The organism is Chryseobacterium taiwanense (genome assembly GCF_000813825.1).
Classification (GTDB): Bacteria; Bacteroidota; Bacteroidia; order Flavobacteriales; family Weeksellaceae; genus Chryseobacterium; species Chryseobacterium taiwanense.
In genome coordinates this window covers 210,710-237,642 of the sequence record NZ_JWTA01000007.1, presented here as the reverse complement: position 1 = coordinate 237,642, position 26,933 = coordinate 210,710, and the positions used below count along the sequence as shown (strand labels likewise).

The window sequence follows — 26,933 nt, the reverse complement described above, 5'->3', positions numbered from 1 at the left end:
CATATCTTTGTAAATTAAAATCTAAATTTATATAATGTATCAAACGCTTGTAAGGAAAGAAGTAATGGGAATTTTGGGAAAGGAAGTTGGTTCTTTTCTAGATAAATTTTTGACGCCGATTGAAAAAATCTGGCAACCCTCAGATTACCTTCCGGATCCTTCAAGTGAAGATTTTAAACATGATTTAGAAGAAATTCAGACTTTTGCCCGTGAAATGCCTTACGATTTGTTTGTAACATTAATTGGAGACTGTATTACCGAAGAAGCATTGCCATCGTATGAGTCTTGGTTAATGGGAGTAGAAGGGGTAGATCAGGAAGAGAAGCAAGTAGGTTGGGCAAGCTGGGTAAGAGCTTGGACGGCTGAAGAAAACAGACACGGAGATCTTTTAAGCAAATACCTTTACCTTTGCGGAAGAGTAAATATGAGAGAGGTTGAAGTGACCACTCAATATCTTATTAATGACGGTTTCGATTTGGGAACAAGCATGGATCCGTACAGAAACTTTGTCTATACAAGCTTCCAGGAAACGGCTACCAATATCTCTCACAGAAGAGTAGGAACGTTAGCAAAACAATCAGGGAATGGAAAATTGGCAAAAATGTGTGGGGTGATTGCTGCTGATGAAGCAAGACACGCTAAAGCATACAAACATTTCGTAGCAAAAATTCTAGAGATCGATCCTTCTGAAATGATTTTAGCATTTGAAGATATGATGCGTAAAAAAATCGTTATGCCTGCTCACATGATGAGACAGTCTGGTCAGAAAGCAGGGGAGCTTTGGGGACATTTCTCAGATGCTGCTCAAAGATGTATGGTATATACAGGACAGGATTATATCAATATCTTGAAAGACTTATTAGATGAATGGAAAATTGAGCACGTAAAAGGGCTTAATGAAAAAGCTGAAAAAGCTCAGGAATATCTTATGAAACTTCCTTCAAGACTTCAGAAAATTACAGACAGAATTTCAACACCTGATTTACAATTCCAGTTCAATTGGGTGAAAAGTTAGTTCTATATCTATTAAATTATAAAGTTTAAGAGTGCTAAGTATTTTGGCACTCTTTTTATTTCTTATCTTTGCAAATCTAAATCATAATTGAAATGATGAATAATAAGAAAATTGCGGTTGATTTCGACGGAACTATTGTAGACGACGCATATCCGGCAATTGGAAAACCGAAAATTTTTGCTTTTGAAACATTAAAAAAACTTCAGGCTCAAGGGTACAGACTTATTTTATGGACGTACAGACACGGGCCGGCTTTAGACGAAGCTGTGGAGTTTTGTAGAAAAAACGGAATAGAGTTCTATGCAATCAATTCAAGCTTTGAAGGAGAAGTTTTCGATCCTGAAACACAATCCAGAAAATTAGATGCAGATTGGTTTATTGACGACAGAAATCTAGGAGGTTTTCCGGGATGGGGAGAAATTTATAATATTATTCAGGAAAGAATAGAATTTCGTGTAGAAGGCAAAGAGGTTTTGGCGTATTCAAAACTTAAAAAAGAAAAGAAAAAAGGATTATTCTGGTAGAATTATAGAAGTTAAAAGCTAGATATTAGTTTTTTAATATCGAGCCTGATTTCACTTATAATTTATTATCCGGATACAATTTTAGAATTGGGAGTTTAGGCTTCTAACTTCTATTATATAACATTTATATAAAAATGATTCAATTAAAAACAATAGACGAATTACGTCTTATGAAGCAAAGTGCTCAGTTGGTTTCAAGAACATTAGGAATGTTGGCAAAAGAAATCAAGCCGGGAATTACCACTTTGTATTTAGATAAATTAGCGCACGATTTTATTAAAGATCACGGTGCAGAACCTGCATTTTTAGGATATGGAGGTTTCCCTTACTCATTATGTATTTCGCCAAACGAACAGGTAGTTCATGGTTTCCCTAGCAAAGAAGAAATTAAAGAAGGTGATGTGCTTTCTGTAGATTGTGGAGCTGTTTTAAATGGTTTTGTAGGAGATCATGCCTATACTTTCGAAATCGGAGAAGTAAAACCTGAAACAAAAAAACTGCTAAAAGTTGCTAAAGAATCCCTTTATAAAGGAATTGAGCAATGTATAAGAGGAAAAAGAATCGGGGATATTTCTCACGCGATTCAGGCTCATTGTGAAAAAGAAGGATATGGTGTGGTAAGAGAGCTTGTAGGACACGGAGTGGGAAGACAGATGCATGAAGATCCTCAAGTTCCGAATTATGGAAGACAAGGCAGCGGAAAAGTGATTAAAGACGGTTTGACAATTGCGATTGAGCCGATGATCAACCTTGGAACAGAAAAAGTAAAATTCCATAATGATGGTTGGACGGTAACGACATTGGACAATCAGCCTTCTGCGCATTTTGAACATGATGTAGCAGTAATCAACGGAAAACCGGTATTACTTTCTACATTCCAGTATATTTATGATGCTTTGGGTATTGTAAGTGATGAAGAAAAGGCATTCCAATTGGATTTTTAATGAAAAAAGTAACTAAGCTTTTATTAAATAAAATCCCGCGTCCCTTACTTATAAAAATGAGTATTTGGGCACGTCCGCTTATTTATCAGTTTTTTAAAGGAAATAAGTTTCAGGATCCTATTGACGGTAAATATTACCGAAAATTTCTTCCTTACGGATACGGAAAACAGCGTGAAAATGCTTTGTCTCCGGGAACCTTGAGTTTGGAAAGACACCGCCAGATGTGGCTGTATCTTCAGAACGAAACGGATTTCTTTACTAAAAACTATAAGGTTTTACATATTGCTCCTGAACAGGAATTTTTAAGAAAGTTCAAGAGAATGATCAACCTAAATTATATCTCTGCAGATTTGTTCTCACCGATCGTCGATGTAAAAGCAGATATTTTAGATCTTCCTTTTGCCGATGAAAGCTTTGATATTATCTTCTGTAACCATGTTTTAGAACATATTGAAGATGATGCAAAAGCAATGAGTGAATTGTACAGAGTATTAAGACCGGGAGGATGGGGAATTTTACAGGTTCCGATGAAGAACTCTTTAGAAAAAACTTACGAAGATTTCTCTATAAAGGACCCTAAAGAACGTCAAAAACATTTCGGGCAGTACGACCATGTACGTTGGTACGGAATGGATTATTTTGACCGTCTGAGAAAAGCAGGTTTTGAAACTGAACCTAATTTTTATTCTCAGAAATTTTCAGAAGAAGAAATTAAAAAATATGGGTTAAGACATAATGAGATCTTACCGATAGTTATAAAAAGATAAAACAAAAAGGGCTTCAAATTTTGAAGCCCTTTTATATGATGTAAAATCTCATTAATGAGAAACCGCTTTCAGCCCAACTACAGAACCGATTAAGGTAACAATGAAGAAAATTCTCCAAAAGCTTACCGGATCTTTAAAAAAGAAAATTCCCATTAAGGCTGTTCCTACAGCGCCAATTCCGGTCCATACTGCATAGGCAGTTCCAATAGGTAAGGTTTGTGTCGCTTTAATCAATAAAACCATACTGATAGTCATCGTAATCAAAAAGCCTGTAAACCAAAGATACATGGGAGTTCCTGTTGTTTCTTTTACTTTTCCTAAACATGAGGCAAAAGCCACTTCAAATAATCCTGCGATAATTAAAATAATCCAATTCATTTTTCATTATTTTCTGCAGCAAAGTTCAGGATTTTGGAAGAACTACTATTTTACATTTGTTAAAAAATAATATATTTTTTTCATTTGATTTCGGCTCGAATTCGGCTTAAACTTACCTGTGTAATTCCCAAATAAGAAGCAATATGACCTAATTGAACCCGTTTAAGAAGATGGGGCTTCTCTCGCATTAAATCTTTGTAGCGTTCTAATGCGGTTTTAAATTGTCTGGAAATAATAAGCTCTTCCGTTTTTATGAGTTCCTTTTCTGCAAATCTTCTTCCCCAGTTGGCAATATGAATATCTTGATTGAACAGCTCTCTTAAATGAGCGGTTTCCAGCTTATACAACTCACAGTCTTCTAGTGATTCAATATTTTCATATCCGGGTTTGTTTTCCACATAACTTTTCATAGAAATTACGGTTTCACTTTCACTTCCAAACCAAAACGTAATGTCGTTTTCCTCTGTAGAAGCATATGCGCGAACAATCCCTTTTTTAATAAAATAAATATAAGGCACAATTTTATCAGCTTCCATCAGGCAACTTCCTTTAGGATAAGAAACTCTAGTGATGTGTTCTTTCAAACTTTGTCGGGAAGAATCGGGAATAGGATAGATGTTATTTATGATTTCGTCAATACTCATAGTAAGGAAGACTTGTATGACTTCAAAAATATCAGTTTTTTAGAAAGGATAAAAAAAATATTCAAAATAATTGAAGATAAACGTTTAATGCGAATTGCACATTTTAAAAATAGAGACAACGGTTCCTAACTTATTGAGCTGGATTGTTATTTTTTATTATATTTGTAAATAGGTGTCTATTAAGTATTTAATTGTTGTGTAGGGCTGGTTTATAAAATTCGCGAAAATACAATTATTCCTGAAATACTCAAAGAAAATACCTCTTGTTTATTAATGATTTAATCGAATATTTTTGTTTTTTCTTAATCCATATAATGAAAAGAACTTCCATAAAAGACATCGCAAGAATCGCAGGTGTTTCCGTAGCAACAGTTTCTTATGTCCTTAATAAAAAAGAAGGAAGTAGAATAAGCCAGCAAACGAAAGATAAAATCTTAGAAATTGCAGATTCTATCAATTACGTTCCCAATAAGATTGCCAAAAGCTTGAAAATGAGCAGAAGTAAACTGATAGGATTAATCTTAGCAGATATTTCCAATGGCTTTTATTCTACAATGGCACGTTGTATTGAAGACGAAGCGATAAAACTAGGCTATACCCTTTTGATCGGAAGTTCCGACGAAAATCCCGAAAAGTTTAAAAAATTAACTGAACTTTTTGCCGAGCATCAGGTTGACGGAATGATTGTTGCACCGATCATAGACTCTAATGAGACGCTTAATAAGCTCATTAAAGAAGAATATCCGGTAGTTACCATCGACCGTTATCTTAAAGATATTCAGTTGCCGGGTGTTTTGGTGAATAATTTTGAAGTCTCTGAGCAGATTTTTGATTTTCTGAAAGCTAAAAACTTTGAAGAAATCATTTATGTAGGATACAATACTGAAGTTCCCCATCTTTTGGATAGACAGCGCGGCTTTGAAAAGCGTTTTCCTGAAAGTGGAATCAGCTACAAAAGAGTGTTGGTAGGAATGGAAAACAGAAAAGAGGAAATACATAATGCTCTTGAAAAACATCTGGATCTTTCTAAGCGAACTGCCGTTTATTTTACCAGTAATAAACTGGGAATTGCGGGAATGAGTTATTTTATTAAGTACAACATTAAAGTTCCGGAAGATCTTTCGATGATTACCTTTGATGAAGCGGAAGCCTATGAACTTTTCCCGATAGAGCTTACTTATGTTAAGCAGCCTTTAACAGACATGGCAAAAACGGTTATCAAGCTGATTGATGATGAGATCACCAATTATAAAAAGAATGGTGAAAGAGTTACATTTAAAGCCAAACTGATCCATAAAGATTCTGTACAATAACTTGTTTAATTCTGTTTATACTAAAGTATTTTAACAGTTTTTGCAGAGAAGTTTCCCATTAATCGGGATAGACCGATTTTGTTTTAGTAACTTTGCAGTTCGTAATATAATTTTTATGCACAAAGCAGGATTTGTAAATATAGTTGGAAAGCCCAATGCCGGAAAATCGACCTTATTGAACCAGTTGATGGGAGAGAAGTTGGCGATTGTTACCCAAAAGGCTCAGACAACACGTCACAGAATTTTTGGAATTTATAATGAAGAAGATCTTCAGATCGTATTTTCGGATACCCCTGGAGTTTTAGATCCTAAATATGGGTTGCAGGAAAAAATGATGGATTTTGTGAAAGATTCTTTACAGGATGCTGATGTTTTTCTTTTTATTGTAGATGTAACCGATAAAGCTGAACCTTCAGAATTTTTAATTGATAAACTAAATAAAATTCCGGTTCCTGTTCTATTATTATTAAATAAAGTAGACCAAACCAATCAGGAAGGATTGGAGAAATTGGTTTCAGATTGGCATGAAAGAATCCCTAAAGCTGAAATTTTACCAATTTCTGCACTTAATGCCTTTAATACTGACGTTATTCTTCCGAAATTGAAGTCAATGCTACCGGAAAATCCGGCGTATTATGACAAGGATATGTATACGGATAAACCTGAACGTTTCTTCGTAAATGAAGCTATCAGAGAGAAAATTCTTTTGAATTATGATAAAGAAATTCCTTACTCTGTAGAAGTGGTAACAGAAATGTTCAAAGAAAAAGAAGGCATTATCTTCATCGATTCTATCATTTATGTGGAAAGAGATACCCAAAAAGGGATTATTATCGGCCACAAAGGAGAAGCGATCAAAAAAGTAGGAACTGAAGCAAGATTAGATCTTGAAAAATTCTTTGCTAAAAAAATTCACCTGAATCTTTTTGTAAAAGTGAAAAAAGACTGGCGAAAAAATGACCGTGACCTTAAAAATTTCGGGTACAGATAGACTAAAAGTTCAATATTCATCGTTGTATTAAAAGATATTTTATTATCTTTAATTTTAAATTAATATTGAATGAGCTACTCAAACACAAAAGCTAATCCTATTTACATAGACATAGTTTTATTGGTTGTAAGAATATTTGTCGGATTTGCGATGTTATCTCATGGATTTCCAAAACTTCAACAATTGTTGGAAGGAGGCGAAGTAAAGTTTTTTGATTTTCTAGGACTTGGACCACAGATTTCATTGATTCTAACGGTATTTGCAGAGTTTGTTTGCTCCATTCTTTTAATTTTAGGACTTTTTACAAGAGTGGCAACAGGATTTTTAATCTTTACCATGGCGATTGCAGCCTTTGTTGTACACGGAGCCGATCTATTTGATAAAAGAGAATTAAGTTTACTATATCTTTCCGTCTATTTATTGATCATTTCTTTCGGAGCAGGTAAACTCTCAATAGATTATATGATCGAAAAAAGAAAAAGAGCTTCAGATTGGTAATTCTTTTACGATAGAAATACTAAAAAGCAGGAAAATATTTTCCTGCTTTTTTTATGTCATTAATTTCGTTAAATTCGTGAAAAATGAAATTATAATGAAGATAAAACTAACAATCTGTCTTCTTGCGTTCCTTAATTTTTATAATGCGCAGGAAAATATTACGTACCAAAAACCCTCACCGGAAATTTTAAAACTTGCTGATTATGACAGACCACCAAGTGTTTTAATGAACAGTAAAAAAGACTGGATTGTTTTTACCTATCGTCCGACTTATAAAACTCTGGAAGATCTGAGTCAGCAGGAAATGAAGCTTGGAGGGTTAAGAATTAATCCTGTCACTAATATTTCAAGCAGTGTTACTTATCTGAATAACCTGAAGGTGAGAAAAACAAGCGATAAAAATGAGACTCAGGTGAAAAATCTACCTTCCAATCCTAAAATCGCGTATACTTCATTTTCTCCGGATGAGAAGAAGTTTGCTTTTACCAATACCACAAGCAAAGGAGTAGAGCTTTGGATTGTTGATTTGGAAACAGCTACGGCAAAAAAAATAACTTCAGATAATCTGAATGCTAATTTAGGTTCTCCATATGTTTGGTATAAGGACTCTCAGAATGTATTGATCAGAACATTACCTCAAAATAGAGGAACTTTAATTGATTCCAGTAAAGACTTACCTACAGGACCTATTGTTTCTACAGCAGATGGAAAAGTATCTCAAAACAGAACGTATCAGGATCTTCTGAAAAATCCTCAGGATGAAAAGAATTTTGAAATCCTTACGTCTTCAGATATTTATAAAGTTGACCTCAATGGAAACTTAAATAAGGTAAAAGAGAAAGATATGTATGCCGGATTGAGTTTTTCACCGGATGGAAATTATTTAATGGCAACGACCATTAAAAAACCATTCTCTTATATTGTTCCTTTAAGTAGGTTCCCAATGACGACAACGGTTTATGATAGTAACGGGAATGTCGTAAAAGTAGTGAATGAAACTCCTCTGAACGAAATCATGCCTAAAGGATTTTCTTCTGTAAGAGTAGGGAAAAGAGATATGGGATGGAGAAGCGATATGCCTGCAACTTTGGTATATGCGGAAGCTTTAGATGGAGGAGATCAGTCAAAATCTGCTGAATTCAGAGATGAAATTTTCACTTGGGAAGCACCGTTCAGTAGCAATTCAAAGTCTTTTTTCAAAACAAAACAAAGGTATGAGGATGTAAGCTGGACGAATGATCATTATGCGATTGTTCACGAATCTTGGTATGATACAAGAAATACAAAATCTTTCTTAGTAGATCTCAATAATAATGAATCTAAAGTTATTGACGACAGAAATTATCAGGATGTTTACAGCGATCCAGGAAACTTCAATACCACAAAAAATCAGTTTGGAAGAACCGTTCTTGATATAAAAGGCGGAAAGGCTTATTTAATTGGTGCCGGTTTTACAAAAGACGGGCAACATCCGTTCATTGATGAAATGGATATTAAAAGTTTGAAGAAAAAAAGATTATATACTTCTAATCTAAAAAATGAAAAAGAAGAAATCATTGATATTCTAAACCCGTCCAAAGGCGAAATCCTTACCGTACAGCAATCAGCAAGTCAGTATCCGAATTATTTTAAGCGAAATATAAAATCGAATAAAACAGAATCGGTAACCAATTTTGCCAATCCTTTTGAAAGTATAAAAGATGTGTACAAAGAGGTAATTACTTATAAAAGAAATGATGGTGTAACGCTTACAGGAACGCTTTATCTGCCTGCAAACTATGACAGAAAAGCAAAAAAAGAAAAACTTCCTTTGCTGATTTGGGCGTATCCTACAGAATATAAAGACAAAAATACAGCAGGACAAAGCACACAAAACCCGAATGACTTTACTTTCCCATATTACGGATCGTTTGTATATTGGACAACAAAAGGATATGCTGTATTGGATGATGCCGCTTTCCCGATTATCGGAGAAGGAAAAACAGAACCGAATGATACATTTATTCCTCAGTTGGTAGCAAATGGAAGAGCCGCCATTGATGCCGTTGATAAACTAGGTTATATCGACAGAAATAAAGTGGCAGTAGGAGGTCACTCTTACGGAGCATTTATGACCGCCAATCTTTTGACCCATTCTAAAGATTACGCCTGCGGAATTGCAAGAAGTGGAGCGTATAACAGAACATTGACTCCATTTGGTTTCCAGAGTGAGCAACGAAATTATTGGGATATTCCGGAAATTTACAATGCAATGTCTCCATTCATGAATGCTGATAAAATGAAAACTCCATTATTATTGGTTCACGGAGATGCCGACAATAACCCTGGAACATTTACACTACAGACCGAACGATATTTTCAGGCACTGAAAAATCTTGGGGCTCCTGTGAAAATGGTTCTTCTTCCAAAAGAAGCTCACGGATATGCTGCTAAAGAAAATATCCTGCATTTGCTTTGGGAACAGGATCAGTTCTTAGACAAGTGTTTGAAGAAGTAATAAATAGATAAAAAAACTCGTTCTTTTTGAGCGAGTTTTTATTTTATTTGTATTAAAATGATTTAGACTATGCCAATAATACGCCGTTCAGAACAAAAGAGACAAACTCTTGAAGATTTTTATAAAGAGTTTATACCTAAAGCCGAGAATGTATACCAAGACGTAGGAACGCCTATGCTAGAAGTTTTGAGAGTATTAAATGAAATGTTTTATGAAACGAAAATATATGGATTAACCTCTCATGCCTCTCTTCTTTTATTTAATAATGATGAGGAAGATTCAGACTACTTTATTGTTATTAATGCATGTCAATCAAATTATTATAATGAATTTAGAATAGAATATATAATTCCAGAAAATGAAAGACCTTGGGAAGGAGCTATAATACAAGGAGTATCAGGAACATTTAAAGAATTTGAAAAAATGATAATTATATCAATATATAATTCAGGAGGATGGAAGAACAATTTTGAAATTGAAAATTTATATCAAAAAATTAAATAATTCCATTCCAACCTGAATGATTTTTTTATAAATAATTCAAAATATCATTAATTCTTTCCAGCTCCATAAAATTAGAATGCTCCAGATTAAGATCATGCTGTTCATGAGACCACGTTACATGATATGGAATATGAGCAGCAAATCCTCCAATTTCTAAAACGGGTAAAATATCTGATTTAATCGAATTTCCAAGCATTAAAAAGTTCTTAGGTTTACAATCTAAGTGCTTTAAAAGTTTCTGATAATCACTTTCTTTTTTATCGCTCATGATTTCAATATGATGAAAATATTCCTGCAATCCTGATTTTTTTAATTTACGCTCCTGATCCAGTAAATCACCTTTTGTAGCAACAACCAATTTGTATTTTCCTTTTAAATTTTCTAAGGTTTCAGTAACGCCTTCTAAAAGTTCAACGGGTTTTTGAAGCAGTTCATGACCGATCTCAATGGTTTTATTGATTAATGTTAAAGGCGCAGTATCATTTGAAACTTTGCTTACTGTTTCGATCATACAAAGCATAAATCCTTTTACCCCATATCCGTACAAATGAAGATTTTTCATTTCCGTTTTGAATAATTCTTGAGAAACAGAATGTTGCGGAAGATAATCTTCCAACAAAGCACAAAACTCCTTTTCAGCCTCCTGAAAATAAGGTTCGTTGATCCAAAGAGTATCATCTGCATCAAAAGCGATAGTAGTTATATCATTATTCATATTGAGTTTACTTTAGTTTTTGTAATTTTCGCTCACAAAAATCAGGATAAAAAACAAAACAGAAAAGGACATTTGTCCCCGGTAAAATATGTTACGTACGAATCAACCATTTTTAGATTATTTAGAAAAGCTTTATGAAAATCAGGATCATAAAGAGAATATTGTGTTGAAGTCTTTTGAAAAAGGAGAAAAGATCTTGACGCAAAATGAAGTTTCCACCAAGATCATGCTTGTCAAAAGTGGAATTACGAAGTGCTATTTCGTGGAAGAAAATGATAAAGAATATATTGTTGAATTCTTAGGGAAAGGAGAAATTGTAGGAGAAATTGAGGTCATTAAGAATGTTCCGTGTCTGTGCAGTATTGAAGCCATTACAGAAGTTACTGTGTATTCGATGACGATACCATATTTTCAGTCTTTGATTAAAAATGATCTGACCTTGAATAATTTGTTACTTGATGTTTTTGCAGACCGTATCTTCAATACATCAAGCAGGGCATCTTATCAACAGCTTCACACGACAGAGCATACCTTATCGCAGCTTCTAGAGGTAAAATCAAAAGAAATGAAAATTTCAAAAGAAGATATGGCCGCTTATCTCGGAATTACAGTAAGAAGTCTTAACAGGGCTTTTAAAGAACTGAAAGATAAAGAACGTGATGAATAATCAGCTGTCATAGAACGAAAATCTTCATGTATCTTTGCAAAAATAAGATCATGACAATGGAAGAATTAACGTTCAGAAATGCAACGCTTGAAGATTTACCTAAAATAGTTGAAATTTATAACTCAACCATTGCCTCCAGAATGGTAACTGCAGATATGGAAGAAGTCTCTGTAGAAAGTAGACTAAAATGGTTTCAGGAACATAATCCGGAGACCCGACCTCTATGGATGATTGAAGACCAGCAAAATAATGTCATTGGCTGGGTAAGTTTCTCTTCATTTTATGGAAGACCTGCTTATGACGGAACCGTAGAAATGAGCATTTATATGAGCGAAAACAGCAGAGGAAAAGGCTTTGGAAAGAAAGTACTGCAATATTGCATAGACAATGCCGGAAAACTGGGCGTAAAGACATTGTTAGGTTTCATTTTCTTGCATAATGAACCCAGTTTGAAACTATTCAGACACTTTGGATTTGAAGATTGGGGTGTACTTCCAAATGTTGCAGTATTGGATGGAGTAGAGCGTACTTTAGTGATTTTAGGAAAGAGAATTAATTAGCGCTTAATTTGTATTAACAGGATATTGGATATATACCAACTGATTCCTCCAAGATTTCAAAACTTTAGTAATTTTACTTAAATTTCTTTCTTTGTTCAAAATTTTAATTCCATGATAAATAGGTGAATTATTAATATCTAAGTTATGGTTGTTTAAGTTTGTTTTTGAACTCTCAGTATTTGATGTAATGTACTCTGATAAAGTAAGAATCAAAATTATATCTGGTGAAAGATTGTAAAAATGTTGTGGATTTTTATATTCATTACACAAATTTGTAGCACTTGAAGTTATATAAGTTTCAAAAGCTAAAATAGCTAATCTATAAATTGTTTCACATTCATATTTTTCATCCATACACCCGTACCAATCAATACATAGTTCGGAGTCATAAAGATGTTTAAGAGCATTATTTAATCCTTCAATAATCGTTTCTAATCTTGAAAATTCAGGATCGAAAGATAAGGCATGCCTTCTTAAATCACGTATTGTTAAATCCATTCAATAATATTAACTATAAACAAATTTAATAAAAAAAGCGATCCTAAAAGATCGCTGCTTATATATAAATATCTAATAATAATTAATTGTTTTCAAATTTTGGAGCCTTATCTTTTTCAATATAAATATATCGGCTTTTTATTCCTTTCTGCAGCATAGCTTTCTTTTTATTCAGCTCTTCTAAAGATTCTACTGTTTCCTTTCCAAAAGTAGATCCGCCGTTTTTTACGCCATTAGAAAACATTCTTACAGGATCAGAATAGGTATCCTCAACATATTTATTGAATTTTTCATTAGAAATTGGCAATGCAGCTTTTCCATAATGGGTTTCAACAAAGTCTTTTGTATTATAGGTTTCTGGAAGTTTTATGTTTTTAACCAGCTTATAGATAAACTCTTTTTTATCATCTTCAATAATGAAAATCAATCCTGGAAGCCCTCTGAATTTATAAGGCCCTTCTTGAATATCGATCTCTTTAGAAAACCAAGCCGTCCATTGTCTGCCTCCGAAATCCGTAGTGGCTTTCTGTAAAGTGTAACCATTGTATGTTTGGGTATCTGATAAAAGCTTCCATTTCATCTCATCATTCGTTTTTATGACAAAATATTCAAAGAAATCTCTGTACCAGTTGTTTTTAAAAGAATTAGGCTGTCTTTCGATCACCTGATCTGTCCTTGTACTGAAATGAGAATTTCCCATTGATGAACTTTTATTGATAGAATCATAGTCGGCAAAATTCTTATCATAAAATTTGACCGATTTCGGACTTATATCAAGGTTCATTAAAGCTTTTCGGTATTCCTGATCAGTATCTGCTTTGAATTGAAGTTCATAAATAAATCTATTCGTTTGCGATTGGTAGAAAGATAATGTGCAAATACCTAACAGGAGAAAGATTTTTTTCATGTGAATTATACGTGTTTTTTTAATTTTTAAGGAAGCAAAAATACAAATATCTTTCCTTTACTTCATGGGATAATGAATAGGATTAAAAAAAACGATCCTTTTAAGGATCGTTTACTGTTTTATGAATTCAATTTAATCTTTTTTGCAGACATATTCAGGAATCGTTTTACGAGAAACAAGGCTGAAATAGTAAGTCCTAAACCTAAAGCAATCCACATTCCAAAAGCACCCATTTTTAAAGTGACACAAAGGAAATATCCTAATGGAATGGTGATGATCCAATACGCAATAAAAGTATAGATCGATGGAATCTTTACATCTTGCAGTCCTCTCAATGTTCCTAAAGCAGTCACCTGAATTCCGTCTGATAACTGAAATAAAGCCGCTATGATCATCAATTTGGAAGCGAGAGTAATCACTTCAATCTCTTCTTTTTTGGTAAAGAAAGTAGGCAGGATGTTTCTTCCTAAAATGAAGACAATCCCACAGATACACATGAAAATAAAAGCTATTTTCAGGTTATTGATTCCGACTTTTCTTAGCTCCACATAATTCTGTTCACCTAATTTTCTTCCAATCATTACAGTAGAGGCAACACTGAAACCAACACATAAATTGAAGGTAAATGAAGCCATACTCAATGCGATCTGGTGAGAGGCAATATCATGGGCAGAAATCAATCCGCAGATAAATGCAGCTCCGGCAAAAGCGGTAACCTCAAAAAACATCTGTAATGCAGTAGGAAGTCCCAATCTTACCATTTTATCAAACATTTTCTTAGAAAAAACTTCAACTTTTAAAGAAAAAGCTTTGATATACTGTCTGGTTTTAGGCTCTTTTAATAATACGATATAAAGGAAAACAACCATAAAGATACGGGCAATTAAACTTGCCAATGCGGATCCTTTTACTCCCATTTCGGGAAATATCCAAAGTCCTTTAATAAAGACATAATTAAGAACGATATTAATCACGTTGGCAATAATCGTAGCCTTTGTTACTCCAATCGTATAAGATAAGCCTTCAGATACCTCTCTTAAGGTCTGAAATGCCATAAACGGAACAATACTTACCGCCATAATGGTTAAAAAATCTACCGTATCAGGAATAATTTTAGCAGGCTGTCCCGAATGATAGAGTAGTGGCATTCCCAAAAACAAAATTCCCATCAAAATAATCCCTACAGACATATTAATAATAAATCCGTGGCTGAAAACCGAATTGATCGTTTTATGATCATGTTGTGAATGGGCTTCGGAAACCAATGGAGGAATCGCGAATGAGAATCCCAATGCCAAAACAAACATAGAGAAAAAAACCGCGTTTCCTAAGGATACAGAAGCCAAAGCATCTGCACCTAATAGTTTTCCAACGATAATATTGTCAAATAAGTTTACCGAGACTTGTCCTACCTGCGTTAGCATTACCGGTAAGGCAAGGGTCAAGGTTTCTTTTGTGTATTTTTTATTTAAAAAATTCATAGTTTACAATTCATATAGTTTGAGTTCAAAAAAAAATTGCAGTAACAAAAAATGATACTGCAATTTTATAATTTATAGTTAGTAATAATTTACATTATTTCCTCACAAAACTTGCAACATCTTCGGCAGAAACAGTGTTTCCTCCTAAAATAATTAATCTTTCCACCACGTTTCTCAACTCTCTGATATTTCCTGTCCAGGAAAGCGCTTTTAAGGCTTCAATAGCTTTATCATCAAATTTTTTTGTAGCGGTACCATGCTCATCGGCAATCATTCCTGAGAAATGCTCTACCAACAATTTGATATCATCTTTTCTTTCATCCAATGGTGGCACATAGATTTCGATCACAGAAAGTCTGTGATAAAGATCCTCTCTGAATCTTCCGGCTTCAATTTCCGTCTGCATATTTTTATTGGTTGCCGCCAATACTCTTACATCAACTTTTATTTCCTTATCACTTCCTACAGGAGATACTTTGCTTTCCTGTAAAGCTCTTAAAACCTTTGCCTGAGCAATAAGACTCATATCTCCGATTTCGTCTAAGAAAATAGTCCCTCCGTTTGCCTGCTCAAATTTTCCCTGCTTATCTTTAATAGCTCCTGTAAACGATCCTTTCACGTGACCGAAAAGTTCAGATTCTATAAGCTCAGAAGGAATAGCCGCACAGTTTACCTCAATCATTGGTCCTCTAGCTCGCTCACTTTGGTTGTGAATAGCATGAGCTACAAGCTCTTTTCCAGCTCCATTGGGTCCGGTAATTAAAACTCTAGCATCAGAAACAGCAACTTTATCAATCATATCCTGGATTTTCTGCAATCCTGCAGACTCACCAATCATCTGATATTTTTTGTTGACTTTTTTCTTCAGCGTTTTATTTTCGGTTTGAAGATTTTTGTTCTCTTTTTTAAGTGTTTCTTTAGTTAAAGCATTTTTCACGCTTGTAATCAGTCTGTTGATGTCAATAGGCTTTGAAATAAAGTCATAAGCACCTTCTTTCAAACAAGAAACTGCAGAATCAATATCTGCGTGTCCCGAAATCATAATAAAAGTAGTTTCAGGTTTTAAAACCAAACTTTGTTTCAAAAGTTCAGTTCCTGAAAGTTTCGGCATTTTGATATCAGAAATTACCAATGCAAAGTCTTCTTTCTCTACCTGTTTGTAGCCTTCTAGGCCATCTTCGGCGATTACAAATTCATAATCAGTAAGTTCATCTGAGAGAATACTGTGAAGAACTCCCGATATTGCTTTTTCGTCTTCTACGATAAGGATTTTTTGCATAGTTGCAAATTTAGAAATTTTTGATTGAATTATTAGCAAAAACCATACCTAAATGATCTATTTCGTATAATCTCTTCTGCCAAAAATTGCAGAACCTACTCTTACGGAATTGGCACCACATTCTATGGCAATGGGGAAGTCGTCGCTCATTCCCATAGATAAGGTGTTTAACGATTTTTGACTACTCAACTCATCAAAAAGGTTTTTTAATAATGAAAATTCTTTTCTAATTTGTTGTTCGTTGTCTGTGAATGTTGCCATTCCCATCAATCCTGTAATTTCTATATTTGAATAAGTTCCTTCAAGATATTTTTGAAATAAAGCTTTAGCCTCTTCAGTTTCTAATCCGAATTTGCTTTCTTCCTCGGCAATTTTGACCTGAAGTAAAACTTTAATTTTTCTATCGTATTTTGCTGCCTCTTTGTTGATTTCTAATAGTAATTTTTCAGAATCTACACTTTGAATTGTATCTACAAATTCAGCGATGTATTTTACTTTGTTGGTCTGCAAATGTCCGATAACATGCCATTGAATGTCTTTTGGAAGAAGCGGATGTTTTTCCATCACTTCCTGAACTTTATTCTCACCAAAGACTCTCTGACCTAAATCGTAGACCTCCTGAATTGCTGAAACCGGATGCGTTTTGGATACAGCCACCAATTGTACATTGTCCGGAAGCTGATTTTTTATCGTGTTGTAATTTTCCTGAATACTCATAATTGCAAATTTCTGAATTTTAAAAGCAAAAAACGAATGAATTTATAAATTTTAGAAGTTGGATTCTGTTTCAGGGTTTACAGAAAAGTAGTTTGCCTGTCATTCTGAACGAAATGAAGCGGAGTGAAGAATCTTTTTGGTAAATAATTAAATTAGAGATTCTTCCTTCGTCAGAATGACAGGCAAATTAAATTATTCAAATTAATTTAAAACTTCATTGATTTTAGGATATTCCGATATTTTTCTGAATACAAAACGGTTGCTTTTTTGAAGCTTTTCAATAAAGAGATCAAGCTCATTAATAGAATCCGCATCTGTTAAATACTGATCGTGAGTAAGAAATACAAGATGTCTTGATGTTTTTTCAAGATCATTGAAAAAAATGCTATCTACTTTTTTCAGCATGGCTTCATGGTTTCCTTTCAAAACCATTTTCTGACCTGGTTTCCATTCCAAATCCCAACCGATCACTTTGTATCCTGCTTCTTTAAGTTTATTCGCTGCTTCTGTAGAGCTTTTAAGATCGGTTACGGTTGTATTGTTGAGTCTCCATATATTTCTACCCGGGGTTCTGGCAATTTTATCGTACAGTTTTAGACTATCTTTTGCCGTATCAAAATCATGCACCACGGCTTGTGAATTTTTATAAAAATCGGTGTATTTATTATTGGCATGAGTAAAACTATGATTTGCCAGTTCTATTAACGGATCTCTTTTTAAGAGTTCGAAATCATTTTTTTGTGTTCTACTTCCATAGACATGTTTGCCAACAATAAAAGCGGTTGCACAGACATTTCTTTTATTTAAAATTTTCAGGAGATTTTTTGTCCCTTGATTGGGGCCATCATCAAAGGTAAGGTAGATAACCCTTTTATCTGAGGCTACATTTTCATCATCTATTTTAGGAATTGCTTTTGCGACGGGAAGCTTTTGGGGAATCAGTCTGTCTGATTCTTTTTTATCGTTTTTACGGTTACAACCGTTGAATAAGATTGACGTTGCACTCATCACTGCAAACATCCCAAGAAAAGTCTTGTTTCTAGACTTTTCCGCAAAAGTTTTTTTCATAAAAGTAAGGGAATTTAAATCGTTAAAAAATGTTAATTTTTACAAATTATTCTTAACAAATTGTATGCCGAATTGTAATGAAATTATCTTTTTAAGGATATTTTAATAATAAATTTTATGCTAGAAATTTCTTTAGATATAAACTGTATCGATTTAGTTTTATGTATTTTATAAAATTACATAAATATGTAAAGAAGATTGGTTTAATTTCAGCTTATATAATAAAGATAATGTTAATTCAAGCAGGTACATAAAAAAATATCAAGAAATTGAGTTTAATCAACATTCTCGATATTTTCTTTATTCTGAAGTCAGATTTATTTACTATTTAAATCCACTGAGTTTAACCGTAATGAATTTAAAATTACCGATAAAGAACTAAAACTCATTGCAGCGGCAGCAATCATTGGAGATAAAAGGATTCCAAAAAACGGATATAGTAATCCAGCCGCCACAGGAACTCCTAAAACGTTGTAAATAAAGGCGAAAAATAAGTTCTCTTTAATGTTTTTCAAGAGTTTTTCACTTAACAATTTCGCTTTAGCAACTCCAAGAATATCGCCTTTTAATAAAGTAATCTCCGAGCTTTCAATCGCAACATCTGTTCCTGTTCCCATTGCAATCCCGATATTAGCTTGAGCAAGGGCAGGAGAGTCATTGATTCCGTCTCCGGTCATTGCAACGATTTTTCCTTGTTGCTGAAGTTTTTTGACTTCATTTAATTTATCTTCAGGATGACAATTGGCTTTAAAATGTTTAATTCCCAATTCTTCAGCTACGGCTTTTGCAGTATGCTCATTATCTCCGGTCATCATTATCACATCTACACCTTCATCGAGGAGTTGCTGAACGGCTTTTTTAGAGCTTTCTTTGATTTTATCTGTAAAACTAATGAAACCTAAAGTCTCATTTCCTTGCGCTAGATAAGAAATAGTATGTGCCTTTGACTGAATTTCAATTGCTTTTTGTTTTAAATTTTCAGGGATTGATATTTGATGAGAAGTTAAAAGGCTTTCGTTTCCAAGATAGACAGTTTCTCCGTTGATATTTCCTTTCACTCCTTTTCCTGAAATATTTTCAAATTTTTCTACTTTTTCAGGGGAAATATTTTCATCTTTTGCTTTTTTTATCACCGCATTTGATAAAGGATGTTCAGAGTTCTGATTCAATGAATAAGCTAATTTCAAGATTGAATTTTTATCTCCATGAAGCGTTTCAATATATTCTACAGAAGGCTTACCTTCTGTTAAAGTTCCTGTTTTATCAGTGACTAGAACATTTACTCTATTCATTTGTTCAAGAGCTTCGGCATTTTTAATAAGGATTCCGTTTTTTGCTCCTTTTCCGATTCCCACCATTAAAGACATAGGAGTTGCTAATCCTAACGCACATGGACAGGCAACAATTAAAACTGCAACGGCATTTACAAAAGCAAATAAACTTCTTTTGCCTTCCGGTCCAAAAAACTGCCAGATAATAAAGGTTAAAACTGCAAGTAAGATCACCGTTGGTACAAATATTTTGGAAACTTTATCTGTTAATTTCTGAATCGGAGCTTTACTTCTGCTGGCTTCATTCACCATTTTAATGATCTGTGAAAGTAAGGTTTCATCACCTACTTTTTCAGCTTTCATAATGAATACCTGATTTCCGTTGATAGTTCCTGAAGAAACTCTGTCGTTGATGCTTTTCTCAACAGGAATAGGTTCTCCGGTAATCATGCTTTCGTCAACATAAGAACTTCCTTCTGTAATTTTACCGTCAACAGGAATTTTCTCCCCTGGTTTTACTTTCAATAAATCTCCTATTTTCACCTGAGAAAGCAAGACTTTCTTTTCTTCACCATTTATAATAAGGTTTGCTTCGTCCGGTGAAAGATTCATCAGCTCGCGAATGGCATTTCCTGTTTTTTTATGCGCAGCAGCTTCCATAAGCTGTCCCAAAATTACCAATGTTAAGATCACACAGACTGCTTCAAAATACAAAGGAATTTCATGATTATGACCACGAATTTCATGTGGAATCATATTAGGAAAGGCTAAAGCCACTATACTGAAAATAAACGCCGCAGCAACTCCTAAAGCAATTAAGCTGAACATATTTAAGTTCCAGGTTTTAAAGGAAACCCAGCCTCGCTTTATCAAGAACCATCCTGAATAGAAAAGAACAGGAAGCGTTAAAATAAGCTCAATAATACCTTGAATCTGATGTGAAAAAGGAAAGTTAATAAACATTCCCCCCATAGATAGAATGAAAACAGGAATAGTGAAGATTAAAGAAATGATGAATTTTCTTTTCAGGATATTATAAGTTTCATCTTCTCCATCATCGTTTGTATCCGGCATTTTTACTAAATCCATTCCACAGATAGGGCAGCTTCCCGGTTCGTCTCTCACGATTTCAGGGTGCATCGGACAGGTGTATTTTGCTACTTTTTTCTCAGGGTATTTTACCAGATCCATTCCGCAAACCGGACATCCGAGATTGCTGTCATATACTTTATCACCTTCACAATACATAGGACAGTAATATTTACCTGCCATTTCATCCGTAACTTTTGGAGTTTCATGATGATGACTGTGGTTATGAGAATGATGATGTGAGTGAGTTGCTGTATTTTTGACTAAATCCTCTGTAATTTCGTTTAAATGCATATGACAAACCGGGCAATCGCCTTTTTCATCATAGATTTTATCTCCTTCACAAAACATTGGACAGTAATATTTTCCAATATTGTCTTTAAAATTTCCAGGTAAATGCGTAGAAGAATAGGTTGGTTTATGATTGGGATCTTTTGCTAATTTCTCCTCAATAGGAACCAGATACATATTGCAGGTCGGACATCTTTTTCCTTGCTGGAAGTAGACTTTATCACCTTCACATTCCATTGGGCAATAGTAAACAGATGATGGAGAAACTCTGTCTTGTGGCTTGATAAAAGCTTTCTCAGGATTGTTCGGATCATCTAATTTATAGTTTCCGATCTCTTCCAATGCTTTGTTTAATGTATTTAATTCAATATCTTTTTCGGAAGTAATGGTGGCTGTATTGGCTTCTAAATTAACATCGGCTTGTACGCCTTCAATACTGTTCAGTTTTTCAGAGATTTTTTTCTGACAACCGGAGCAGGTCATTCCGAGTATTTTATATTGTTTTTCCATGATCCTTTTATTTATACTACAAATTTCCAAAATGCAATCGGAAGGTTGTTATAAATTTAAGGATAAAGTTTATAGAATTAGGTGGAAAAAATAGAAAGGATTAGAGTTTTGAAATTCTATCGAACTCAAAACTCTAATAAGGTTAATTCTCAGACAAGATCCAGCGGTTTTCTGTTGTGGACTTTCAATTTCTTGAATTCAGTAGGTGTAAATCCTGAACTGTTTCTGAATTGAGACGATAAATGCTGAACACTTTTATAACCCAGCTTTCCCGCAATTTCGGTTAATGTAAACTCATTATATAAAAGCAATTCTTTTACTTTTTCAATCTTTTGAAGAATAAAAAACTGCTCCAGTGTAATATTTTCGTTTTGTGAGAACGTTTTTGAAAGAGAACTGTAATCTTTATGAAACTTTGAAGTTAAAAACTCAGAAAGAAGGAAGTTTTCATCAATATCTAATTCGCTGACCTTTTCAATAATATGATTTTTAATTTTTTCGACAAGTTGATGAGCAGAATCTTTTATTCTTTCAAAACCTGTCTCCAATAATTGTTTTTCTATAGACTGAAGGTCATGTTCTGAGATTTCAGATTCCGTCTCCACTTCACCAAGACTAATGGATTTAATCTTCACATGAGCATCATTGAAAATATTTGTAACAGCAGAAATGCATCTGCCACACACCATATTCTTTATGAAAATCTTCATGATTGATTCTGATTGTTTAATCTGTCTTTTACAAATTCAACTTTTGTTTTTCCGTGTGGAACAGGGTTTCCATCTTCATCCAGGTTTACCATTACAATTCTGTCAACGGTAATAATGGTTTGGTGAGTCATTTTGTTTCTTACATCACATCTTAATGTAAGAGAAGTAGAACCAAAAGCTGAAACTTCAATACCGATTTCAATAATATCACCTTGTTTTGCAGAACTGACAAAATTAATCTCTGAAATGAATTTTGTTACGACTTTTTTATTTTCTAATTGAATAACAGCATATAATGCAGCCTCTTCATCAATCCATTGTAATAATCTTCCTCCAAAAAGTGATTGGTTAGGATTTAAGTCTTCGGGTTTTACCCATTTTCTTGTATGATAGTTCATGTTTTTAATAATTTGAAATACAAATTTAGGGCTAAAAACTCGTTTTTACCTTCGATTAATATTTAGTTAGTGAAAGATAGTGATTTGTTTTCTCAATTAAGCTCTTGGAATTTTCATAAATATTGTTGTATAGAAATTAAACTTCAATATTAAGTGAGAATTAATTATAAAAAAGCTTTGATTTGTAATTTTTAATTGTATCTTGCAATCGTTTATATTTGGAATCAATATTTGTTCATTAATTTATGTTGTTTTTCTTTTATATGCCAAATTTTTATTAATTTTTTAATTTTATTTAAAATGAACATTTTTGTTTCAAACATCAATTACGCAACTAAAGAATATGAGTTGCACGACTTATTTGCTGAATTTGGAGATATTGCATCTGCAAAAATAGTTACAGACAGAGAAACTGGCCGTTCTAGAGGTTTTGGTTTTATTGAAATGGGTGATGAAGAAGGAAAACAAGCTATCGAAGCTTTAAACCAAAAAGAATTTAACGGAAAGATTCTTAATGTATCTGAAGCTAAACCGAGAGAAGAAAAACCAAGAAGAAGTTTCGATAACAACAGAGGTGGTGGTTATGGAAACAACAGAGGAGGTAACAACGGTGGTGGTTACGGAAACAACAGAGGAGGTAACGGCGGTGGAAACCGTTGGTAAAAAATATAAGCGGCTTTTCGGAGCCGCTTTTTTTATGTCTTTATTTTAATTAAAAGTAATTAATTTTCAATTACTCTTTTTTCTTCTTTTTCTTCTTATCCTTGTTCTTTTTATCTTTTTTAGGATTTAATATTTCTTCGGCATATTCCAGTTTAGGTTCTTTTATTTTAGCCGGTTTTAATTCTATCTTAAGATCAAAATATCCTCTCAAATCGTCCTGAGAAATTAAATTCTCATTAAATAAAAACTCCAACATTTCTTTCCCTGAATTATTGAAGAAATTATGAGAAAGTTCTCTTAATAAAAATTTTCTATACTCTTCTAAAGGTACAAGAACTGTATATTTAAAGATTCTACCTTCTTTTTCGGTAGATAAATATCCTTTTTCAACTAATATTTTTAAGTAGGTAGAAACGGTATTCTGATGGGGTTTAGGCTCTGGATGCTGCTCCATAACGTCTTTTAAATAAAAAGACTCCAGCTTCCAAAACAGTTTCATTAAGTTTTCTTCAGCAGCGGTGAGATGATTTATTTTCATAATAGATTCTTAATGTTGAAATTCTATATTGCAATATAGGTAAATAAAAGATACAATAAAAGCAATGATGGCTCCCATGAATACTTCTTTCGGACTATGCCTCTTCAAAATAATCCTTGTAATTCCTACTAAAACAGCAATTCCCAACCAAATAAACCCAAAAGCTGGATCAAGAGCATAAAACAGTGCAGCGACAAATATATTGAATGCTGTATGCATAGAACTTTTAATAAAAAAATTACTGATCTGTAAAGCGAAAAGAAGAATGAGAATAAACAGCATTACAAAATCAATATATCCGTTTTTAAAATAATTAAAGGCGATATATCCGATGATACATGCTGCTATAAATATATATAAGGTCTTTCTCTGTACTCTGTTCGAAACATCCATATTTGTATATCTCCCGGTTTTAACATTCCAAACCAGCCAGACAATGATTGGGATAATAATAATTAATAAAATGGGTAAGAAATACAATAAAGAATCTTTCAATGAATAATTCTTTAGGCTCATATATAAAAAGAATATGAACAAAGAAAGGAGAGGATTAAAGAAATCTGAGATTATTTTTGATGCTTTAAGGATAAATGAAGGCTGTTTTTCTTCCATATTTTAGTTTGATAATGTAAATATAATATTATAAGTAAAAAAACAATTGGTATGTATACAATAAAAACAAAGTTTTTTTTATAATTTTGCTCAACTATTTCATAATAAATAAGCAAGAGCTCAACACATGAAAGAATTTTCTAAAGAGGTATACCTGAAGTGGTATGAAGATATGACTATGTGGAGAAGGTTTGAAGACAAATGCCGTTCTCTTTATCTAAAACAAAAAATCAGAGGTTTTTTACATTTGTATAACGGACAGGAGGCTATCCCTGCTGGTTTCACGCATGCAATGGATTTAACTAAAGATAGTATGATCACTGCTTACAGATGTCACATCCATCCTATGGCGATGGGAGTAGATCCTAAAAGAATCATGGCAGAACTTTGTGGTAAAGCTACAGGTACGTCAGGAGGTATGGGTGGATCTATGCACATTTTCAGCAAAGAACACAGATTTTACGGAGGTCATGGTATTGTAGGAGGACAAATTCCTTTGGGAGCAGGTATCGCTTTCGCGGATAAATTTTTCGACAGACAAGCTGTAAACATTTGTTTCTTCGGAGACGGAGCAGCTAGACAAGGGTCATTACATGAAACGTTTAACATGGCAATGAACTGGAAGTTACCTGTAATTTTCGTTGTTGAGAACAACCAATATGCAATGGGTACTTCTGTTAAGAGAACAGCTAACCACGAAGATATCTATAAATTAGGTTTAGGATACGAAATGCCATGTCTTGCTGTAGACGCGATGGATCCTGAGAAAGTAGCTGAAGCTGCTTACGAAGCTATCGAAAGAGCAAGAAGAGGAGACGGGCCAACTTTCATTGAAGCGAGAACTTACCGTTTCAGAGGTCACTCAATGTCTGATGCAGAACCTTATAGATCTAAAGAAGAAGTTGCCATTCACAAAAATGATGACCCAATTGAATTGATAAAACAAAGAATTTTATCAAACGGATGGGCTACAGAAGAAGAATTGGAAACTATGGATAACAAATCTAGAGATTTTGTAGAAGAATGTATCGAGTTCATGGAAAACTCTCCGTATCCGGATGCAGAAAAAGTATATGAATACGTATACGCTCAGGAAGATTATCCATTCTTAGATAAATTAGAAAACTAAAATTAATAATTAATTTGATATTTGAATTTGAGTTTCCCTAATCTCAAATCTCGAATCTCGAATCTCAAATCAATATATATTATGGCAGAAGTGATTACAATGCCACGTCTTTCTGATACTATGACGGAAGGAAAAGTGGCTAAATGGCATAAAAAAGTAGGAGATAAGGTAAAGGAAGGTGATATTTTAGCCGAAATTGAAACAGATAAAGCAGTTCAGGATTTCGAATCTGAAATAGAAGGTACTCTTCTATATGTAGGTGTGGAAGAAGGTAATGCAGCAGCTGTAGATTCTGTTTTGGCAATTATCGGTAATGAAGGAGAAGATATTTCAGGATTAACAGGTGGAGCTGCTGCTCCGGCTACAACTTCTGAGGAGAAAAAAGAAGAGCCTAAAGTAGAAACTGCTGCTCCGGAACAAGCATCTGCTGAAGTTCCTGCAGGAGTAGAAGTGATTACAATGCCGAGACTTTCTGATACAATGACAGAAGGGAAAGTGGCTAAATGGCACAAAAATATTGGTGATACAGTAAAAGAAGGAGATCTTCTTGCTGAAATCGAAACAGATAAAGCGGTTCAGGATTTCGAATCTGAATTCAATGGTGTATTATTGAAACAAGGTGTAGAAGAAGGTGGTGCTGCTCCGGTTGATACCGTTTTAGCAATTATCGGTCCTGCAGGAACAGACGTTTCTGGAGTGGGTGCTGCAAAACCTGCTGCTTCATCATCAGAAAAGCCTGCTGAGCAAAAAACTGAGGCTAAAGCAGAAGAAAAAGCTACTCCTGCTGTAAGTTCTTCATCTACAGATAGAATTGCAATTTCTCCGTTAGCGAAGAAAATGGCTCAGGATAAAGGTCTTGATATTAATTCTATTCAAGGTTCAGGTGAAAACGGAAGAATCGTTAGAAAAGATATTGAAAACTATCAGCCAGCTGTAAAACCAGCTGCTTCAGCTCCGACGGCAAGTCCTGCTGCTGCACAAGTTGCATTAAGCTTTGTACAGGGTGAAGATACAGAAACTCCGAATTCACAAGTAAGAAACATTATCGCTAAGCGTCTTTCTGAAAGTAAATTCTCTGCGCCTCACTACTATCTAATGGTAGAAATCAATATGGATAAAGCAATTGAGGCTAGAAAAGAAATCAATTCTTTACCGGATACTAAAATTTCTTTCAACGATATGATCATTAAGGCAACTGCTGTTGCATTAAGAAAACACCCACAGGTAAATTCAAGCTGGGCAGGTGATAAGATCATTCACAGAGGAAATATTAATGTTGGTGTAGCAGTTGCAATTCCTGACGGATTGGTAGTTCCTGTACTTAAAAATACAGACCAAATGAACTACACTCAAATTTCTGCTGCTGTGAAAGATATGGCTTCTAGAGCAAAATCTAAAGGTCTTAAAGCAAACGAAATGGAAGGTTCTACATTCTCAATTTCAAACTTGGGGATGTTCGGAATTGAAACATTTACAAGTATCATCAACCAGCCAAACTCTGCAATCCTTTCAGTAGGAGCAATTATCGAGAAGCCAATTGTTAAAAACGGTCAGATCGTAGTTGGAAACATCATGAAGCTTTCATTAGCTTGTGATCATAGAGTAGTAGACGGAGCTACAGGTGCTCAGTTCTTACAAACATTAAAAACATATTTAGAGAATCCATTAACTTTGTTACTGTAATTTTTCTAAACTGTACATAAAAAGCCTCCTGATAATTCAGGAGGCTTTTAGTTTTATAGGGCTTAAAGTTTT

The 26,933-nt window shown here is 33.9% G+C and carries 28 protein-coding genes; 14 read left to right on the top strand and 14 right to left on the bottom strand.

The window, feature by feature from the left end:
- The first annotated feature begins 34 nt into the window (after positions 1-34).
- The 4 genes from RM51_RS10590 to RM51_RS10575 all read left to right on the top strand — a co-directional run bounded on the left by RM51_RS10590 (position 35) and on the right by RM51_RS10575 (position 3,250).
- Positions 35-1,015 carry an acyl-ACP desaturase gene (locus RM51_RS10590; protein WP_039368764.1) on the top strand — a complete coding sequence of 327 codons (981 nt, stop codon included), beginning with the start codon at positions 35-37 and terminating at the stop codon, positions 1,013-1,015.
- A gap of 92 nt (positions 1,016-1,107) precedes the next feature.
- Positions 1,108-1,539 carry a BT0820 family HAD-type phosphatase gene (locus RM51_RS10585; protein WP_039368761.1) on the top strand — a complete coding sequence of 144 codons (432 nt, stop codon included), beginning with the start codon at positions 1,108-1,110 and terminating at the stop codon, positions 1,537-1,539.
- A 134-nt stretch (positions 1,540-1,673) separates the two neighbouring features.
- Positions 1,674-2,483: a type I methionyl aminopeptidase gene (map, locus tag RM51_RS10580; RefSeq protein ID WP_039368758.1), complete on the top strand. Its 810-nt coding sequence runs from the start codon at positions 1,674-1,676 to the stop codon at positions 2,481-2,483.
- Positions 2,483-3,250 (top strand): class I SAM-dependent methyltransferase, encoded by a 768-nt coding sequence (locus tag RM51_RS10575; RefSeq protein ID WP_039368755.1) that lies wholly within the window; start codon positions 2,483-2,485, stop codon positions 3,248-3,250. Before map ends, RM51_RS10575 begins: the two co-directional genes overlap by 1 nt.
- A gap of 51 nt (positions 3,251-3,301) precedes the next feature.
- Here RM51_RS10575 and RM51_RS10570 read toward each other — a convergent pair whose 3' ends face one another.
- Positions 3,302-3,628, bottom strand: coding sequence for a DMT family transporter (locus tag RM51_RS10570; protein WP_039368753.1), 327 nt, complete (start codon positions 3,626-3,628; stop codon positions 3,302-3,304).
- A gap of 80 nt (positions 3,629-3,708) precedes the next feature.
- Positions 3,709-4,272, bottom strand: coding sequence for a Crp/Fnr family transcriptional regulator (locus tag RM51_RS10565; RefSeq protein WP_039368750.1), 564 nt, complete (start codon positions 4,270-4,272; stop codon positions 3,709-3,711).
- A gap of 314 nt (positions 4,273-4,586) precedes the next feature.
- On the opposite strand from RM51_RS10565, the gene RM51_RS10560 reads away from it, so the two are divergent.
- The 5 genes from RM51_RS10560 (at position 4,587) to RM51_RS10540 (ending at position 10,075) form a co-directional block, all read left to right on the top strand.
- Positions 4,587-5,585, top strand: coding sequence for a LacI family DNA-binding transcriptional regulator (locus RM51_RS10560; protein ID WP_039368747.1), 999 nt, complete (start codon positions 4,587-4,589; stop codon positions 5,583-5,585).
- Positions 5,586-5,700: 115 nt separating this feature from the next.
- Positions 5,701-6,576 (top strand): GTPase Era, encoded by an 876-nt coding sequence (era, locus tag RM51_RS10555; RefSeq protein ID WP_039368744.1) that lies wholly within the window; start codon positions 5,701-5,703, stop codon positions 6,574-6,576.
- 69 nt (positions 6,577-6,645) lie between these two features.
- The gene (locus RM51_RS10550; RefSeq protein ID WP_039368740.1) at positions 6,646-7,074 is read left to right on the top strand and encodes a DoxX family protein; all 429 of its coding nucleotides are present in this window, start codon (positions 6,646-6,648) and stop codon (positions 7,072-7,074) included.
- 94 nt (positions 7,075-7,168) lie between these two features.
- On the top strand, positions 7,169-9,571 hold the full coding sequence (locus RM51_RS10545; RefSeq protein WP_084111067.1) for a S9 family peptidase: 2,403 nt from the start codon (positions 7,169-7,171) through the stop codon (positions 9,569-9,571).
- A 69-nt stretch (positions 9,572-9,640) separates the two neighbouring features.
- A complete protein-coding gene (locus RM51_RS10540) occupies positions 9,641-10,075 on the top strand; it encodes a hypothetical protein (RefSeq protein ID WP_039368738.1) in 435 nt (144 codons plus the stop codon).
- Positions 10,076-10,100: 25 nt separating this feature from the next.
- Here the strand turns inward: RM51_RS10540 and RM51_RS10535 are convergent, their stop codons facing one another.
- The gene (locus RM51_RS10535) at positions 10,101-10,790 is read right to left on the bottom strand and encodes an HAD family hydrolase (RefSeq protein WP_039368734.1); all 690 of its coding nucleotides are present in this window, start codon (positions 10,788-10,790) and stop codon (positions 10,101-10,103) included.
- A gap of 88 nt (positions 10,791-10,878) precedes the next feature.
- On the opposite strand from RM51_RS10535, the gene RM51_RS10530 reads away from it, so the two are divergent.
- Together RM51_RS10530 and RM51_RS10525 are read left to right on the top strand one after the other, a co-directional pair.
- The gene (locus tag RM51_RS10530) at positions 10,879-11,457 is read left to right on the top strand and encodes a Crp/Fnr family transcriptional regulator (RefSeq protein ID WP_039368731.1); all 579 of its coding nucleotides are present in this window, start codon (positions 10,879-10,881) and stop codon (positions 11,455-11,457) included.
- 50 nt (positions 11,458-11,507) lie between these two features.
- Positions 11,508-12,017: a GNAT family N-acetyltransferase gene (locus RM51_RS10525; RefSeq protein WP_039368728.1), complete on the top strand. Its 510-nt coding sequence runs from the start codon at positions 11,508-11,510 to the stop codon at positions 12,015-12,017.
- A gap of 3 nt (positions 12,018-12,020) precedes the next feature.
- Here the strand turns inward: RM51_RS10525 and RM51_RS10520 are convergent, their stop codons facing one another.
- The 9 genes from RM51_RS10520 to RM51_RS10480 all read right to left on the bottom strand — a co-directional run bounded on the left by RM51_RS10520 (position 12,021) and on the right by RM51_RS10480 (position 22,236).
- On the bottom strand, positions 12,021-12,515 hold the full coding sequence (locus tag RM51_RS10520; protein ID WP_039368725.1) for a hypothetical protein: 495 nt from the start codon (positions 12,513-12,515) through the stop codon (positions 12,021-12,023).
- An 82-nt stretch (positions 12,516-12,597) separates the two neighbouring features.
- Positions 12,598-13,422: a GLPGLI family protein gene (locus RM51_RS10515; protein WP_039368722.1), complete on the bottom strand. Its 825-nt coding sequence runs from the start codon at positions 13,420-13,422 to the stop codon at positions 12,598-12,600.
- 119 nt (positions 13,423-13,541) lie between these two features.
- Positions 13,542-14,903, bottom strand: coding sequence for an MATE family efflux transporter (locus RM51_RS10510; RefSeq protein ID WP_039368719.1), 1,362 nt, complete (start codon positions 14,901-14,903; stop codon positions 13,542-13,544).
- A 94-nt stretch (positions 14,904-14,997) separates the two neighbouring features.
- Entirely contained in the window at positions 14,998-16,182 is a 1,185-nt protein-coding gene (locus RM51_RS10505; protein ID WP_039368717.1) for a sigma-54-dependent transcriptional regulator, read from the bottom strand.
- Positions 16,183-16,239: 57 nt separating this feature from the next.
- Positions 16,240-16,899, bottom strand: coding sequence for a YggS family pyridoxal phosphate-dependent enzyme (locus RM51_RS10500; RefSeq protein WP_039368714.1), 660 nt, complete (start codon positions 16,897-16,899; stop codon positions 16,240-16,242).
- Positions 16,900-17,100: 201 nt separating this feature from the next.
- A complete protein-coding gene (locus tag RM51_RS10495; RefSeq protein WP_039368712.1) occupies positions 17,101-17,967 on the bottom strand; it encodes a polysaccharide deacetylase family protein in 867 nt (288 codons plus the stop codon).
- 317 nt (positions 17,968-18,284) lie between these two features.
- Positions 18,285-21,128, bottom strand: a complete 2,844-nt coding sequence (locus tag RM51_RS10490) for a heavy metal translocating P-type ATPase (protein ID WP_039368710.1) — start codon at positions 21,126-21,128, stop codon at positions 18,285-18,287.
- 149 nt (positions 21,129-21,277) lie between these two features.
- On the bottom strand, positions 21,278-21,838 hold the full coding sequence (locus RM51_RS10485) for a helix-turn-helix domain-containing protein (RefSeq protein WP_039368708.1): 561 nt from the start codon (positions 21,836-21,838) through the stop codon (positions 21,278-21,280).
- Positions 21,835-22,236, bottom strand: coding sequence for an acyl-CoA thioesterase (locus tag RM51_RS10480; protein ID WP_039368705.1), 402 nt, complete (start codon positions 22,234-22,236; stop codon positions 21,835-21,837). The genes RM51_RS10485 and RM51_RS10480 overlap by 4 nt, the downstream gene beginning before the upstream one ends.
- Positions 22,237-22,536: 300 nt before the next feature.
- Here RM51_RS10480 and RM51_RS10475 point away from each other — a divergent pair, with 300 nt between their 5' ends.
- Positions 22,537-22,899, top strand: a complete 363-nt coding sequence (locus tag RM51_RS10475; RefSeq protein WP_039368703.1) for an RNA recognition motif domain-containing protein — start codon at positions 22,537-22,539, stop codon at positions 22,897-22,899.
- Positions 22,900-22,969: 70 nt separating this feature from the next.
- Here RM51_RS10475 and RM51_RS10470 read toward each other — a convergent pair whose 3' ends face one another.
- Together RM51_RS10470 and RM51_RS10465 are read right to left on the bottom strand one after the other, a co-directional pair.
- Positions 22,970-23,437: a BlaI/MecI/CopY family transcriptional regulator gene (locus RM51_RS10470; protein ID WP_039368700.1), complete on the bottom strand. Its 468-nt coding sequence runs from the start codon at positions 23,435-23,437 to the stop codon at positions 22,970-22,972.
- Between the two features lie 9 nt (positions 23,438-23,446).
- Positions 23,447-24,049: a phosphatase PAP2 family protein gene (locus tag RM51_RS10465; RefSeq protein WP_039368698.1), complete on the bottom strand. Its 603-nt coding sequence runs from the start codon at positions 24,047-24,049 to the stop codon at positions 23,447-23,449.
- A 127-nt stretch (positions 24,050-24,176) separates the two neighbouring features.
- Here RM51_RS10465 and pdhA point away from each other — a divergent pair, with 127 nt between their 5' ends.
- Together pdhA and RM51_RS10455 are read left to right on the top strand one after the other, a co-directional pair.
- Positions 24,177-25,178, top strand: coding sequence for a pyruvate dehydrogenase (acetyl-transferring) E1 component subunit alpha (gene pdhA, locus RM51_RS10460; protein WP_039368696.1), 1,002 nt, complete (start codon positions 24,177-24,179; stop codon positions 25,176-25,178).
- Positions 25,179-25,259: 81 nt separating this feature from the next.
- Entirely contained in the window at positions 25,260-26,861 is a 1,602-nt protein-coding gene (locus RM51_RS10455) for a pyruvate dehydrogenase complex dihydrolipoamide acetyltransferase (protein WP_039368694.1), read from the top strand.
- The last annotated feature ends 72 nt before the right edge of the window (positions 26,862-26,933 follow it).